The 15272-nt window shown below is 48.9% G+C and carries 13 protein-coding genes; 6 read left to right on the top strand and 7 right to left on the bottom strand.

The features are described from left to right. Positions 1-664 precede the first annotated feature (664 nt). Positions 665-1516: an EamA family transporter gene (locus tag MHN31_RS17500; protein ID WP_239444911.1), complete on the top strand. Its 852-nt coding sequence runs from the start codon at positions 665-667 to the stop codon at positions 1514-1516. Here the strand turns inward: MHN31_RS17500 and MHN31_RS17495 are convergent. The 3 genes from MHN31_RS17495 to MHN31_RS17485 form a co-directional block, all read right to left on the bottom strand. Beyond that, entirely contained in the window at positions 1513-1968 is a 456-nt protein-coding gene (locus MHN31_RS17495; RefSeq protein WP_239444910.1) for a GNAT family N-acetyltransferase, read from the bottom strand. The two genes, MHN31_RS17500 and MHN31_RS17495, sit on opposite strands and share 4 nt — an antisense overlap. Before the next feature lie 41 nt (positions 1969-2009). Further along, the gene (locus MHN31_RS17490) at positions 2010-3233 is read right to left on the bottom strand and encodes a DEAD/DEAH box helicase (RefSeq protein ID WP_138537489.1); all 1224 of its coding nucleotides are present in this window, start codon (positions 3231-3233) and stop codon (positions 2010-2012) included. 78 nt (positions 3234-3311) lie between these two features. Next, complete coding sequence (locus tag MHN31_RS17485) at positions 3312-3782, bottom strand: GNAT family N-acetyltransferase (RefSeq protein WP_194866692.1); 471 nt, start codon at positions 3780-3782, stop codon at positions 3312-3314. Positions 3783-4106: 324 nt separating this feature from the next. Here MHN31_RS17485 and MHN31_RS17480 point away from each other — a divergent pair, with 324 nt between their 5' ends. Then, positions 4107-5381, top strand: coding sequence for an aromatic amino acid transport family protein (locus MHN31_RS17480; RefSeq protein WP_194866693.1), 1275 nt, complete (start codon positions 4107-4109; stop codon positions 5379-5381). 31 nt (positions 5382-5412) lie between these two features. Here the strand turns inward: MHN31_RS17480 and MHN31_RS17475 are convergent, their stop codons facing one another. Both MHN31_RS17475 and MHN31_RS17470 read right to left on the bottom strand, forming a co-directional pair. After that, positions 5413-6345, bottom strand: coding sequence for a diguanylate cyclase (locus MHN31_RS17475; protein ID WP_125563219.1), 933 nt, complete (start codon positions 6343-6345; stop codon positions 5413-5415). A gap of 215 nt (positions 6346-6560) precedes the next feature. Beyond that, entirely contained in the window at positions 6561-7370 is an 810-nt protein-coding gene (locus tag MHN31_RS17470) for an AraC family transcriptional regulator (RefSeq protein ID WP_194866695.1), read from the bottom strand. Between the two features lie 122 nt (positions 7371-7492). On the opposite strand from MHN31_RS17470, the gene MHN31_RS17465 reads away from it, so the two are divergent. The 3 genes from MHN31_RS17465 to MHN31_RS17455 all read left to right on the top strand — a co-directional run bounded on the left by MHN31_RS17465 (position 7493) and on the right by MHN31_RS17455 (position 12734). Then, complete coding sequence (locus tag MHN31_RS17465; protein WP_239444909.1) at positions 7493-7921, top strand: hypothetical protein; 429 nt, start codon at positions 7493-7495, stop codon at positions 7919-7921. Then, entirely contained in the window at positions 7908-8411 is a 504-nt protein-coding gene (locus MHN31_RS17460) for a GNAT family N-acetyltransferase (RefSeq protein WP_239444908.1), read from the top strand. Before MHN31_RS17465 ends, MHN31_RS17460 begins: the two co-directional genes overlap by 14 nt. An 87-nt stretch (positions 8412-8498) precedes the next feature. Then, positions 8499-12734 carry a DEAD/DEAH box helicase gene (locus MHN31_RS17455; RefSeq protein WP_239444907.1) on the top strand — a complete coding sequence of 1412 codons (4236 nt, stop codon included), beginning with the start codon at positions 8499-8501 and terminating at the stop codon, positions 12732-12734. Positions 12735-12768: 34 nt separating this feature from the next. On the opposite strand, the gene MHN31_RS17450 is transcribed toward MHN31_RS17455, so the two are convergent. Continuing rightward, complete coding sequence (locus tag MHN31_RS17450) at positions 12769-13254, bottom strand: hypothetical protein (protein WP_239444906.1); 486 nt, start codon at positions 13252-13254, stop codon at positions 12769-12771. A gap of 10 nt (positions 13255-13264) precedes the next feature. Next, positions 13265-14764 carry a YHYH protein gene (locus tag MHN31_RS17445; RefSeq protein ID WP_239444905.1) on the bottom strand — a complete coding sequence of 500 codons (1500 nt, stop codon included), beginning with the start codon at positions 14762-14764 and terminating at the stop codon, positions 13265-13267. A 269-nt stretch (positions 14765-15033) separates the two neighbouring features. On the opposite strand from MHN31_RS17445, the gene MHN31_RS17440 reads away from it, so the two are divergent. Continuing rightward, positions 15034-15258, top strand: coding sequence for a FeoA family protein (locus MHN31_RS17440; RefSeq protein ID WP_125563233.1), 225 nt, complete (start codon positions 15034-15036; stop codon positions 15256-15258). Positions 15259-15272 lie beyond the last annotated feature (14 nt).

Raw genomic sequence — 15272 nt, 5'->3', positions numbered from 1 at the left:
CAGGTTAGGCGCAGCTGAACAGAAAACGCAGGCAAAAAAAAAGGCCGCATTAAAGCGGCCTTAACACACATCATGGGTAATCATGAAGGGATAAATGTGAAAACAAGATTATTGTAACTCGGCCGTTATAAAATAAAATCATATTAAAACGTTTCTTTAGCTCGGTATTTTCGATGAGTTACTTTCCTCATTCCTATTTGCCTACTCCTTAATATAGTGGCATTACTGGCAATGTCTTTGTCATCGATGCCCTTGTTGTTTTTTATGGAGTTATATTGCCCTGCTGAAAAAGGCAGTGAAGAGAAGAGAAGAGACGACCCGCAACAAAATCTGATACTTTGGGTCCAGTACAGCAGAAAATTCAGACAAAAAAAGGCCGCATAAAGCGGCCTTAACACACATCATGGGTAATCATGAAGGGATAAATGTGAAAACAAGGTCATTGTAACTCGGTCGCTATAAAATAAAATCATATTATAACGCGCTTTTTATTCGGCATTTTCGATGAATAGTTTTTCCTCGTTTATGTTTGCTCATCCGCTTAGCAAAGTTCGGCAAATGGCAATGCCTGACTCTTCAATGCAGCTGTTATTTTGTTAGTTAAATCAAGCCACTCTGAGGTATCATCGCGACTATCCTTGCACACCATTTTAACTGACCTGATATGCATCATCTGATTTTTGTCACCCTATTATGGGCATTTTCATTCAGCCTGATCGGCGTTTACCTCGCCGGCTCGGTTGACCTTTGGTTCGCCGCCCTGAGTCGTATTATGCTGGCAACCCTGGTTTTCTTGCCATTCATTCGCTGGCAGCAAACAGCCCGCCCCGTGATGTTCAGATTAATGACAATAGGTGCAATACAGATAGGTGCTATGTATGGTTTCTATTACCATGCCTTTGTGTTTTTAACTGTACCGGAAGTCCTGCTGTTTACCGTGATGACACCGGTATACATCACTTTGCTTAATGACCTGTTCGCAAAGCACTTTAATGCGCGCTATTTACTGGTCGCATTAATCGCAACACTGGGCGCTGTCGTCATTCGTCTGACAACACCGAATCCGGACTTCTGGCTTGGCTTTATGGTAGTTCAGGGTGCCAATCTGTGTTTTGCTCTGGGGCAGGTTTTATATAAACGACTGGCTGAGCAGCATGCCTTAGTCCACCATCAGTGCTTTGGCTTTTTCTTTATCGGCGCGCTGGCCGTGTCCTCGTTAAGTTTTGCTCTTTTTGGTGATTTGAACCGACTCCCTTCGACGCAGCTACAATGGGGGATCTTAATTTATTTAGGCCTCATTGCCTCTGCCCTTGGTTATTTTATCTGGAATAAAGGCGTCACTCTGGTTTCAGTAGGAGCACTGGCAGTCATGAACAATGTGCTGATCCCTACCGGGATCCTGGTGAATATCCTGATCTGGAATCGCACCGCCGATTTAGTCAGTCTGGGGCTTGGCAGCGCGATTATCTTTTTAGCCCTGGGCGTCAATCAGTACTTTGACGCACGTTCACGTTAAAGCGCCTTGCGAAATCGGATCTGCATATCCAATAAGGTCTGCGACGACGCTGCTGGCTGTGTCAGTTCCGCAATATGATAATCATGACTGACGAGCATCTGCATCATGGTTTTAAAGCGGTTCATTGTTTTTACTTCAATATGACTGAACCCCTGCTCACGGCACCAACGCTCCTGCTCGAGCAATAACGCTCGTGCCAGCCCTCTACCCCGATAGGCCGGCATGACGGCCCCAATCCAGCTGTAAAACTGCTGTGGGGCCTGCTCATATCCCAGCTTATATGCAACAGGATGACCTTCACAACTGGCTATCAACGCCAGGTAAGTGCGCCCTGATAATCTCTGAAGGATATCTGCTTGCGTCTTGGGCTGAGAAAATTCCGGGATCTGCTGCTCTACAGAGAGTACCTCTTCAATACTCCCCTGATGAATGTGCCATTGTACTTTCGTCATCGCCTGACCTATCAATTCGTTGTTAGAAGCCACTATGTGCGTTAGCGCCTGCGCTTAGAACGCTGGCCCAGCACGCGCTTTTTATCACGCTGACGACGAGATTTAGCCGAATTTTGACGATCATTTTTAGGCTCGCGGGTCAGATCTGGCTCATAGCCACTCAACCATTGCGGGGTGAGGCGTTCATCCAACAAGACTTCAATCTCTTCCAGTAACCATTGCTCATCAATACTCACCAACGAAATAGCAGTCCCGGCTTCACCTGCCCGGCCTGTTCGGCCAATACGGTGCACATAATCTTCCGCGACATAAGGCAACTCAGCGTTAATCACATAATTCAATTGTTGAATATCAATACCACGTGCCGCGACATCAGTAGCAACTAAGACACGAATTTCACCGTCCTTAAATTGCGCCAGTGCCTTGTTTCGTGCCCCTTGAGATTTGTCACCATGAATAGCCGCAGTTTTAAGACCGTCTTTATTGAGCTCCTTGGCATAGTCATCAGCTTGTTTCTTTGTGCGGGTGAAAATCAACACCTGATGCCAGTTTTGTTTGCCGATCAGGTGAGCGATCAGCTCCCGTTTGCGCTCTTCATCCACGGCATAAAAGAGCTGCTCAACCTTTGCGGCAGCCTGATTCTGTGCTTCAATGCCAATCCGTTTTGGCTCTTTCAACCAGTCTTTTACCTGATTAAAGACCGCTTCATCTACGGTAGCAGAAAATAACAAGGTTTGCCGATCAGATGGCATTTTGCGCATAATACGACGTATTTCACCCATAAAGCCCATATCCAGCATACGGTCGGCTTCATCGAACACTAAGTATTCTACCGCTGACAAATTCAATGTGCCTTTGATTAAATGATCGAGCAAACGGCCTGGCGTGGCGACCACTATATCTGCTCCTTCACGAAGTGCTTTTTCCTGAGGTCCAATATTTGCTCCACCATGCAAACACACTGTTTTCAGCTCACAATGAGCGGCATAGGCATTCGCGTGCTGCGCTACTTGCTGAGCCAATTCTCGGGTCGGCGCCAGGATCAGGGCACGAGCACCTGAGCCCGGCTTGCTGAGTAACTGAGTCATGATAGGAAGCATAAATGCGGCTGTTTTACCGGTACCTGTCTGCGCACACGCCAGCAAATCGTGACCTGCCAGGATCTCGGGAATGCTTTGCGCTTGAATAGCTGTTGGCTCAGTAAAGTCAAGCACCTGTAACCCTTCTAACAGGGCAGGTGCTAAGGCAAGAGATTCAAAGGACATGTTTTTTGTATAACTCAAAAATTAGGTAGCGGGATTATAACAAAAATGCCAAGTATCGCCCGCAAAGATATGACCTCTTTATGACAACGCCAATTCCATATAGACACTCAAAGGGTCGGGTTCGTAGTTGCCAAATGCTTCTCGCTGCACAAACCCCAAAGACGTATACAACCCAATTGCTTCAGTTTGCCGGATCCCTGTTTCCAGCCGTAATACACTGAAGCCAACCTGACGTGCATGATCAATTAAAGTTTGCATAATGTGTCTCGACACACCCAGGCCCCTATATGGTGGTTGTACATAAACCCGCTTTAGCTCGGCGTAAGGTGTCAGGCTGTCTGCCTCATCCGTTTTTGGCACCAGGGCACCACACCCCATCAACACAGATTCAGTGCGGGCACCAACAAAATAGACGTCAGACGCAGCCAGCTCATCCGCCGGGATCAGCTGATTACTGCTCGGTGGGTAGAGTGTATTCATCAACTCATCGATGTCTCTCAGTAACTGCGACACTTCCGGGTGATGCGGGTCAAGATTAATTATTTCCATAACGTGATATTACCTTGCTTACCCTGTCAGCTTCACGACACGACGCATGTCAATTTACGAAGACCGGGCATGATATAGAGACTAAAATACTATGTTCTTTGATATGATACTAGCTTATTTTCTGAGCTCAATCGTACCTTTTAAAGTCACAAAGTCAAACATCACAATGAGATTTCTACAATCCACTTGGTTAAATGATTAAAATACACCCAGCGCTGTCGAATATTCATCCACTTTTACATTGATTACCGACGAAAGCATGCATATGTGCCACATTTTTTATATTATCCGCGCGGATATAATTCTAATCATAGGACAACAAGTATGAGTAATACCCCTGAAGGGCTCTCTACAGAGGCTTTTGCCACAGAGACTACCCACAGCAGTCGGGGACGCTGGACACAACACGATACCAATTGGGTGCTTAGCCTGTTTGGTACCGCTGTGGGCGCCGGTATTTTGTTTCTGCCTATCAATATCGGTATTGGCGGGTTCTGGCCTCTGGTGATTATGGCTGTATTGGCCTTTCCAATGACCTACCTGGCTCATCGAGGGCTGGCACGTTTTGTGTTGTCCTCTAAACACAGTGACAGTGACTTTACCGATGTCGTTGAAGAACATTTTGGTGCCACCGCAGGTCGCTTAATTTCCCTACTGTACTTCTTTTCGATCTTCCCTATTCTGTTGATTTATGGTGTAGGCCTCACCAATACCGTGGACAGCTTCATGGTTAACCAGTTAGACATGACCGCCCCACCTCGGGTACTCCTTTCCGGGCTGCTGGTTGCAGGCATGATTGCAATTATGATGGGTGGAGAAAAGTTACTACTGCGTGCGTTCGCGCTGCTGGTTTACCCGCTAGTTGGGATCTTGCTGATGCTGTCACTATATTTAATCCCACACTGGCAAGCACCAGTTGTGGCAACGCCGGATATGGCAGGTCTGAGTGAGACACTGTGGCTATCCGTGCCAATTATTGTCTTTTCATTTAGCCACGCTGCCGCTATCTCCAGCTTTGCCAATGCTCAACGCCGCCATTATGCTGACCGTGCGACACATAAAGCTGAGGCAATTTTGCGCAATACCTCACTAATGCTGATCGTTTTTGTGCTGTTATTTGTATTTTCATGTGTGCTGTCTCTCAGCCCGGAGCAAATGCTCGAAGCCAAAGAGGCCAACGTTTCTGTACTGTCTTACCTTGCTAATGTGTACGACAATCCATTTATTGCCATGCTGGGTCCGCTGGTCGCCTTCATTGCCATTACATCTTCTTTCCTTGGGCACTTTCTGGGCGCACGAGAGAGCTTCAATGGTCTGCTCAGCAAGCAGTCATCTCTGTCGGCAGGCTTGATTGATAAACTGGGTGTGGGCCTGATGTTTATCGCAATCTGGGTGTGTGCTGTGATGAACCCGAGTATTCTGGATATGATGGGTGCCATTTCTGGACCGATCATTGCCATGATCCTGTTTATCATGCCAACCATCGCCATTTTCAAAGTACCGGCACTACAAAAGTACCGCCATCATGTTGGCACCTACTTTATTCTGCTGGTTGGTATTTTAGCCGTCTCGGCATTGCTATATAACATGGCAGGTTAAGCAACCTTCGGGTGGAATGATTAAAAAGGGCCTAAGCGCCCTTTTTTTCTGCCACACACGCTTGATTACGACCCTGATGCTTTGCGTTGTATAAGGCTTCATCTGCCGCCGCAATTAGCTGAGCCAAATCCTGGTAATGCTCACCGCCATCATTGCTTGCAACACCCGCACTGATGGTAACCACACCAAATTCCGAGTCTTCATGCACAATGGCCAATGCTTTTACTGCATCAACAAACTGGTTAGCCAGCTGCTTCGCCCCATCAGGCTCTGTGTCTGGCAATAAAATTGCAAATTCCTCGCCACCATAGCGATATACCCCATCCATAGGTCTGCGTATCTGGCCATCTATGGCACTGGCAACAGCTTTAAGAGCATCATCCCCATTAAGATGACCATAACGGTCATTAAACTTCTTAAAGTGATCGATATCCAGCATCACCACAGAGCAGGTATGTTGCTGACGAATACTCTGCTTAAACTGACGCGCTCCTTCCATATCAAAAAAGCGCCGATTGAACACTTTTGTCAGCCCGTCGTAGTATGAGTAGCGCTTGAGCGTATCCGCTTGCTGTTTGTATTTGAGGTGAGTTTTAACCCTGTTCATCAGGGTCTTCGCCACGATAGGTTTAGGAATAAAGTCAACCGCGCCCGCATCCCAGCACAAATCCTGCTGTTGCTCGCTGATGTTGGAGGTCACAAAAATGATAGGGATATCAGACAGACCTTCCATTTCCTGCAACTGTTTACAAGCCTCTACCCCAGACATCCCCTCCAACACCCAATCCATCAGGATCAGATCCGGTGGGGTTGCACGGCAAAACTCGATGGCTTTTTCTCCGGATGTCACCATATGGACCGAACAAATCCCCTCTAAAAAGCAAGAGATGACTTTTTGTGTCAGCATTGAGTCTTCAACAATCAGCACCAGACTCTCGCTCAGGTCTTCAATTTCCTTAAACAAAGTATATTACCTATTACAGTGATTCTTCGGCTCGACATAGACCGGTTTTTTTCGGTCTTGATTGCAATTATAGCAGGCACGCAAATAAATACCCGTTAACATTATACGACTAACTTACCATGTCCCTTTAACCTGAGAAAGGGATTAGGGACTTCAGATCAGTGATTTAACGCGCCAAGCATCCCTGAATTTAGCGACTCAGGTAGCACAGATTATTAACGACTTTCTGCCGCCTGACTGTGCTGTCTGCGCCACAGCGCAGGCGTAACGCCATAAGCCGCTTTAAACTGACGGATAAAGTGCGTTGTATCTGACCATCCCAGTTCTTCAACTAACGCTGCAATCGGTGTATGTGTGTGCAGCAATCGATTACAGGCCTCACCCAGGCGCTTTTTGGTGAGCCACTGCCCTACGGAGTAGCCAGTTTCGCGTTTAAACAAAGTCGCCAGATAAGGGGCACTAACAAATACCGCACTCGCCACATCCTGCAAAGAAACCGGCTTTAAGCCCTGACTCTCAATATAGGAAAGTGCCGCGACAACTTTAGGGTGCATACCTGCGCGCCAGCTCACCGGCTGTTGTGCCAGTGACACCTCATGCAACAGCAAGAAAACAAAGCTCTTCATCACGTCGAGCGGCAAAGCATGCTGCAATGCGGCTTCAAACTCCTGATACAAAGTCTGCACAAAATCGACGCGCTCCCCAGATAGCGCCAATGCGGGTAACGCACCTAAGCGTACCTGCTGAAAGGGTTGCAACAAGCTGGATTCGGGCGTGAGCCCAAGACAATCCGGGCAAAAACTCATCCAGTGCACATGCAAGTCAGACCCGGACAACAAGGTATGAGGCATGCCACCGGGTACCAACACAAACATGCCCTGTGTGGCTGTAAACGTCTCGCCATGTAACATATCCAGCGAGCCTGAACGAATAAAGCTCAACACACTTTCGCTGTGCGTGCCGTGAGGCTCCTGTTCCAGTGTCGCTACTTTCATCTGGCCACAGGCGGCAACATGATTGGTCATTCTATTTCACCCACAACCTTAAAATAAGCCGATTAAATCAAAAAGCAGACAATAACGCGATACGGCTTTATTGAGAATAATAGACATCGACAAAACAATACACCGATTTACAGGAGAGACCTATGACTTTTTCACTCGTTTTAATGGGGTTATCGATCCACGTACTATTATGGGAAAAATTACCCGACTGGGGCACCTGGTTTAACACTTTAGTAGCACGTTTACCGGCCCCCCTCGCCTATTTATACACGGCATGGCGCTGCCCATACTGTTTTGGGTTCTGGATAGTCCTGCTACTGCAACAGCTTACGGGTATCTATACTTTACCTGAACTGTCGTCCCTGACAGCCACATTCGGCGCAATTGGCACAGTGCTCAGCATGAGTCTCGATGCCCTGGCTACCGCCCTGTTGATCATGGTTGGCAGCCTGGCACTAAAGGCGCTTGCATTACCGGCCATCAAGGGTCACGAATTAACCATGGCATTTAAAACTGGCTTGTCTGAAACACAGGCAAAATCATCACAGGAACACACCCATGACAATGCATAAGTTCAGTACGGCAAGATTAGAAATAATGCCTGCAACACCGGCTCTCAGCACTGCACACGTACAACAGCTACTCGATTTGCTGACACCAGGCACACTGCATTTTTTGCCCGATGACTGGCAGCAGTGTCCGCACACTGCTGACCAACTAACCGACTGGATATCGGACAAACTAACACGCTGTGAGCTGCTACTGGTACAGGACAAGCAGACACACATTCTGGGCCTGGTTATGCTGTATGCAGCCGAAAATACGGTTCAGCTTGGCTACCTGATAGGCGAAACACAATGGGGACAAGGCTATGCCAGTGAGCTGCTGCAGGGCTTAGTCGCGCATCTGCGCACAGTTCAGCCCAATATCACACTCAATGCGGGCGTTGCAGCAGACAACCCGGCTTCTATCAAAGTACTGAAAAAAGCTGGCTTTGTGCGCTGCCCGTCTGAGCCGGACAATACCAGCTCACAACTGTATTACACCCTGCCAACAGAATAGTTTGACTTGAGCACACACCGCGCTTCTGCTACTTTGCTCCGCAATCAATAATAATTCGCGGAGCAAGGCCCGAAACGGTCTATCAGCATGCACTTTACGCCTTTCAGCCAGACACACATCACCGAACTCCTGACACGCTACGCACAGCTGCCCGCTGAACAACAGATCATGCTGGAAGTACTGGCACTAATCGGCAAGCCGGTTGCGATAAGTAGATTAAAACGCTTACTGAAGTTGCTGGTTGAAGCCCAGATCCACGGCATTCCCGCGCTCAGTCAGGGTATGGTGCCCGAACAGAGAACCGCACTGGTCGAAGCCGGGCTATTAATCAGTAACCAAAAAGGCCTCAGGGTTCAGCCGCTAATTGAGATTTCACTGTGCCACAATGCGCTTCGTCAGGATCGTTTTATCAGTACACTTAATTGTGCCGAACAAGTCGTGCCTGTGGTCAATTTATATGAGTGGGAACGCGATTTCTCTGATGAGCAACGCTTTATCCGCGATTTGCTTATCCTGGGCCAATACGATAAAGCCACTGCTTTGCTGTCATTTCATAAAAATCCGCAACACCTTGACCACCACACCAATCAGGTACTGGTCAATACCCTGTTCTTTCCGGCAGACGTTGATCATCTGGCTGAGCTGCCACCACAATTGCTGTATCAGGCATGCTCGACATTAATCCATACCTTAAAAAGTGACTGTCAGAACAATTTTGCCGCATTTCAGCTTATTAAACAGCTGTGCGAACGTCAGCCGAATAATCACACGCTGCATTGTTTACTGGCCGAACAATATCTTTATCGGGCGCAACTGGATCAAAGTGTCGCCGTACTGAGCAATGATAGCAGCTGCTATGCACTGCAGTTACGTGCCATGGTTGCAATGTGCTCTGGCGAACACCAAAGCGCTTACGCATTATTTGAACAGGCAATTGTCGCTAAAAACAAACTTGCCCGACGTAAGCAGCAATATCTGGGTGGCCTGCCCGGCTTGTTTCATAAATTGACGACGCTGGTGCAGGCCAGTCAGGGACAGCCTCAACTGTTTAAATCAGTGCGTCAACTGGTCCAGGCAGAGTCCGCTGACAAGAAAGCGCCAGGGTTAAATTATGTCCTTTTGAGCCTGTTTGAATATCTTGCAGAGTGCCTCAGTGGTGGCCAGACATTCGTTAATCAATATCAAGAGTATGAAGCATTTGGTAAAGCGAAGCCCTACGACTATGCACTGCTGCAAATACTGACTGCTCTGGCTACGCACTGGACCGGGGGCCAGTTACAGGCCCAACAATTAACTCGTCTTAGTGAGGCCTGCAATACCTTCAGTGCAATACAGCAACCTTTGTTTGCCTGTATGGGTGCTGATCTGCTGGTGCTCCATCAAGCCCCTGTGCCACCACTGCCACAGCGCCTGGTGGTTAACTTTGCCAAACTGGTAGAACAAAAAAGTGACTGGGAGCTGGCACTGGAAAAACTGCAAAGCCTGGCATCCACGCCACCATCCAATGCAGATAAATCGTCGCAAACCCACCGGCTTGTCTGGCAACTTGAGCAATCTCGGTTTGAACTCACACTCAAGCCCAGAGAACAAAAACTGGGTAAACAAGGTTGGAGTAAAGGTCGCAATGTGGCCCTGAAGCGTTTGGTCGATGAGCGTGAGAGCTTTGATTACCTAAGCGATAAAGATAAAGCAATTATTGCTGCTATTCGGGTGTATGAAAACCACGGCTATTATGGTGGACGCACCTTTGAACTGGAAGGAGCAAACGCCCTGAGTGCCGCATCTGGTGCTCATAACCTCTACCTGGGCGATGATTTCAGTCGCGAAATAGAACTGACAGAATATCCGGCCGAACTTCAGATCCGTGACAACGGCGATGAGCTAATGATGTCGATACCCAACCTGCCACAAGGCATAGACTACCGCTTGCAACTCGAAGAGCGTGCAGGGCAGAGTGAGTACGCCTTTTTCCCGCTTCAGGACTATTGCTATGGGTTTACCCTGTTCACGCGTCAGCATTTGCAGGTTGCAGAGATCATTGGGGAAAGTGGTCTTATCGTGCCCAAAGCCGCCAAGCCCAAACTGCTTGAGAGTATTACTGCCATCGCGCCACTGCTGAATATACAGTCCGACCTGGACGGCCTTGAAACCGGGTTGACCACAGTCAAACCTGATAATGAACTGGTCATCAACATCACTCCCTATCAGGGTGGCCTGGAGTTTCACTGTGTGAGTATGCCCTTTGGCGATAAGGGCCCCATGTTGCACCCGGGCATTGGCAGCCCCAATCTGACCACAGAAATTGAGCATAAGCGGGTGGCCACCCAACGTGATTTAGCCCAAGAACAACGCTGGCTGGAGTTACTGGATGAACACTGTCCGGCATTTCTGGCGATGTCTGATAATCGTTTGCAACTGGACGACCTGGCAATGGCGCTCGAGGCACTTGAGCAAATTGAAAGGTGTGTTGTATCCGATATACCGGGCTTCGCCTTAAGGCTGCGCTGGCCACGTGGGAAGAAATTCCGTCTCAGCAAACCCCTTGAGTCCCAGCATCTGGCTCTGGCCATGAGTAAGCAAAATCAGTGGTTTGACGTCACGGGTGAACTTCAGGTCGATGATACACAAGTCATAGAGTTGAAAAAATTACTGAGCCTGATGGCCACCAGCCATGGCCGCTTTGTCAGCCTCGACGGTGAACAAATTCTGGCACTGTCACAAGACTTACGTAATCAACTCGCCCAGCTTGATACGGTAACCGATCAGGGCCAGTTTCATCCGCTTGCCAGTGGTCAGGTCGCAGAAGCGACAACGGGCATGCGTATGAAAACCTTGCCCGCCTGGGAAGAGCAAAGCAAAAAAATGTACCAGGCTAATGCGCTAACACTCACTGTGCCGGCGACCTTACAGGCGCAATTACGCGATTATCAGCTCGCGGGGTTTGACTGGGCAATGCGACTAGCCCACTGGGGCGGCGGCGCTTGCCTGGCTGATGACATGGGGCTGGGAAAAACTCTACAGGCGCTGGCTGTGATCTTAGCACGTGCCAGTAAAGGGCCTACGCTTATCATCGCACCGACCTCTGTGTGCTTTAACTGGCAGCAGGAAGCGAGCAAATTTGCACCGGCATTAACCATGACCTTGTTCAGCGATCACAGCAGTGCGCAAGAGCGCGAACAGCTATTAACTCAAGCTGGCCCGTTTGATTGTGTGGTGATCAGTTATGGCCTGCTGCAACGCCAGGCTGAGCTGCTAAAAACAAAACACTGGCACACCATTATCGCCGATGAAGCGCAAGCGCTTAAAAACCCGCTGGCTAAGCGCACCGTGGCCGCCTGTGCACTTAAAGGCGAGTTTAAAATGATCACCACGGGCACACCAATAGAAAACAATCTGACCGAATTGTGGTCGCTGTTCCGTTTCGTCAACCCGGGTTTACTAGGCAACCTGAAACGCTTTAATGCCCGCTTTGCTCAGCCGATGGAAAATGCTGAGCAAGACAAGCTGGCGGCTCATAAAGCACGTCAAAGCCTCAAACAACTGGTGAAACCCTTTATTCTGCGTCGCCTGAAAAGCCAGGTTCTCACCGAACTGCCAGAGAAAACGGAAATCAACCTCACCGTTTCGCTCAGTGAGGACGAGATGACTTTTTATGAAGCACTGCGACAGCATGCCATTGACCAAATCATGGAATCTTCCAGTACCAGTTCAGCGGCAGAGCAACGCATCAGAATGCTGGCGGAGCTCACCAAGTTACGTCAGGCCTGCTGCCACCCGCAATTGGTCATGGCTGAAAGCACATTGCCAAGCAGCAAGCTGGAAGCACTCAGTGAGCTACTTAATGAATTACGGCAAAACAATCATAAAGCACTTATCTTCAGCCAATTTGTGGGCCACTTACAGATTATTAAAAATCTCCTTGAGCAAAGTAACGTGCCATATCAGTACCTGGATGGCAGTACCCCTGCTGCACAACGTCAGGAACGTGTTAACGCCTTTCAGCATGGCAATGGCGAAGTGTTTTTGATCAGTCTCAAAGCCGGTGGATCAGGTTTGAACCTCACCGCAGCAGACTATGTGATCCATATGGATCCGTGGTGGAACCCGGCAGTTGAAGCACAGGCATCAGATAGGGCCCACCGAATGGGCCAGCAGCGCCCGGTGACCATTTATCGACTGATTGCCAAGAACACCATAGAAGAAAAAATCGTCGCACTACACCAACACAAGCGAGATTTGGCTGACCAATTACTGGCTGGCAACGAACAGGCCAACAAGCTGTCGGTTGAGGACATGCTTAACTTACTCAAAGAAACCTTTTAAACGCTGGCCACAATAATGTGGCCAGCGTCCGGTATCAATGGTGATGGTGACTAAGCAACGGCTGAGAAGAAAACTGATGCAATACCAGCTGAGGCTCAGCCAGGTCGACAAACACCGACCCCATCACGGTATTACCTTTCCAGGTCCAGTTCTCATGTTGATGGCTGTTCAATGATACCGCAATCTGGTTGACACCAGCCTTAAACCAGCTGGCAGGCAGATGCACATATTGGCCATAAACACGCATTTTTTTCTCACCATTAATGAACAAATGGGCATGACCTGTCAGGCGCTGTTGTGCACTCTCCACAACGGCGGGCGAATTCAGCGCATAGTTGGCAATGTCAATTGTCAGGTTGAGACCGTCGGTTTCATCCCGTACCAGGGTCAGCGCAACCCGAGGCAACAGGCTTTGTTGCTTGATCTCCAGGCTTTTGTGCTGGTGAATGGCTTTGTCAGCCTGGGCCGTCATAGTGATGAAAAACATATTCGCAGCAATTAATATCGCTATTATTTTCATTATATTACTCCTATTCACGACCCGGACCACCAGGCCTTATGCCACCACAACTGGTCAGTGCGTTACTTTGTAATTCACCAGCAAACCTGTCACCTATGGTGTATGGAAATGTAGGAATGAGCTTGCCGTTATCATCCCGGGCAGTCACATGATAGTGATAACCCCGATGCTCATCATAATGACCATTATACTGATCAAGATAATTGCCGCCCTGTTCAGTCAGTGTGCTGTTCCAGTAAAAGTCTTCTTTGAAGTAGCCATTTTCGGCAACCAGCTCATTTCGTGATAAGGTGCGTACCACAGTGTCAAAGCCTGGCCCACTGGAAACATTGCGTGTTCCCTGACTGACATCATATTGGTCATTCAGCACACAGCTTCGTGCACCATCGCTACACCCGGTCGGCGCACTGGCGCGATAATCGCGAACTTCCCAGCTACTGATAGCCAACTCCCCTTGCGATTCCCAGGGACCATATATGGCGTAACCATCTGCGGCATATCCATAAACAGGAGAGTGTCCCGAACCTGTATCACCAACCATCTCAGCCAGACACGAAGAATAATAATGGTGATGATAGTCACCTTGTGCAGCATGGCCGCCGCACACATCCACGTCATATTGCTCAGCAACCGGTGCCAACGTTTGCCATATCCTTTCGTTGTTGTAACTCTGACCATCACCCCAGTTATATACTGAGGTCCCGTTAACCCAGAAGCCGACCGTCCCTAACCCCGTTTCACAAGCGTCTGTATTCTGTGTGGGCTGATTGGGAAACGTACCGGTTCTATCCATCACTTCTGGACAGACCGGTCCGGGCGGCCAGTAACCCTGGCCGGCATCCAGTGCACAGCTGCTGTTGCTGTTATAGCCAATATCCTGGCCGAACTCGACCACATCACCAATCGCGACTTGCGGCGAACCTGTGGCAAAATCTGATGCAGCTCTGGGCCGGGAGGATAAGCTTGACAGCATTTCTTCATCGACCACCACCTGATAATCCGGCATGCCTGATGCAGTCACCACCGTATACTGTTGCCCGGATTGCTCCAGCGCACTCACCGCCTGTACATTGACCTGAGCAAGCTGCCCAGCCTCATCCAGCATAATGGCGGCAGTAGCACCATCTGAGTTAAGGATCCAGCCAGCCAGCGTGTCATTTTGGTCCGGGCTATCCGGTGTTTCCTCACTGCCGCCCTCATCATCGTCAGGCTCTGTATCCGAATCATCCTCATCCCCTGGAGCAGGCGCTGTATCCCCCTCACCTGCTGTCGAGCCCGTGTCGCCGTCGGCGTTGTCTGTATCTGAGTCCGAATTGTCCGAAGCCGTATCAGCATGCGCATTTGACTGACTGGAGTTTGTCTCATCGACCGCGGTTGATTGAGTATTCTGACTGGTGCCCATAGTCGTCTCTGAACCTCCTGATCCGCATGCACCAAGCAGCGTGGCAGTGATAATCACGGTCAGTATATTCAGTGCGCCGGGTTGTTTTATTGTGCTCGTTGATCCCATTGTCTCTCTCCATTGCTGTTAGGCCTGTGATCATCAGCCTAGCGAGACAATGTGCAAACAGATGGCAAACAATGTGCAAAGAGTATGAAGTGCCCTCCAACACTCTGGTGACATTCACTTAATACACGTAACCATATAAAATATATAGATTTATCAATCTAAGAAATAACGCATGTCTTTTGCCGCACTCGCTTGTTTATGACATTTAAGTTGCGGTACCATGCAAACCTAATAATAAATAATTCCTATCTAGGTTTGCATTACCCTCTATGACACTTGCAGATTTACAACCAAACGATACAGCGATTATTGCAGGCATTGTTCACCCTGATGCAGCCCTGATCAGCCGCATAATGGCACTGGGCCTGATCCCCGGAGAAGTGATCACGGTCTTAAATGTCGCGCCGCTGGGCTGTCCCATTCAGACTCAGGTTGGCAATACCTATATCAGTATCCGTAAAACTGATGCGCGTTTTATCCAGCTAAGCCGCTAATTTCAAGGAGTAAG

Origin of the sequence: Pseudoalteromonas sp. McH1-42 (genome assembly GCF_022347845.1) — a bacterium.
GTDB classification, from domain to species: domain Bacteria; phylum Pseudomonadota; class Gammaproteobacteria; order Enterobacterales; family Alteromonadaceae; genus Pseudoalteromonas; species Pseudoalteromonas rubra_D.
This window is presented reverse-complemented; position numbering and strand designations above follow the sequence as displayed.